The 775-nt window shown below is 44.4% G+C and carries 1 protein-coding gene; it reads right to left on the bottom strand.

Features of this window, described 5'->3' with window-relative positions; all coding sequences use genetic code 11:
• Positions 1 to 775: diguanylate cyclase (locus R7Z50_RS26725; protein ID WP_318149646.1), on the bottom strand; the 775-nt coding region annotated here is incomplete at both ends.

The raw sequence follows: 775 nt of genomic DNA, 5'->3' as shown, positions 1-775 counted from the left end.
GGTTGATGTAGCGGTTTGAATCGACTAGTTCGTGTGCAGAGCAGTTGATGGATAACTTCACGGTATAACCGAGGTGAGCCTCTAACTCTTGCTTCGCAATACATGCTAACTCTATGATTCGCTCACCTAATTCGATGATTAATCCTGATTGCTCAGCTGCTTCAATAAACTCCGCAGGGGAGATGTTGCCATACACACTGCTGTTCCAACGAGCGAGTATTTCAAAGTAATCCCAGCGATCATTGTTTACATCAACAATCGGTTGTAACACCACGTAAAGCTCATGACTTTCAGTAATGCTCGTGCTTAATTGAATGCGCATCGCTTCAATCAGTTGCGTTTGACGATGATAAAGCGCACTTAAGTGCGTGTCGTAATGTTGAATTCGTGTGTCACGGTGTTTTTTGCAATCTTTCAACGCTAAGCTGGCATTTAGGATCAGTTCATCACTGTTGAGCATGTGAACAGGCGCACGTGCAATGCCAATGCTCACGGTAAAAGAAATACGATTGGATTTGTCACTGTAACCGGCTTCAATTTTATCGAGCACTTCCTGACATACAGCCACGGGATCTTCATCGTAAGTAATAAAGGCAAACTCGTCGCCAGCAACGCGAAACGCGTTATTTGGGGAAGACAAGCTCTGTTGAATCGCATTTGCAGTAAACTTGATGATCTGGTCACCAATGTAGTTCCCGTTGATGTCGTTTATCGATTTGAAGTTGTCGATATCCAGATACGCCAGATTAAAAGGGCGGGTGGCTTGCTGCGTTAA

The sequence above is a fragment of the Vibrio sp. 1249-1 genome (assembly GCF_033340495.1).
This window is presented reverse-complemented; position numbering and strand designations above follow the sequence as displayed.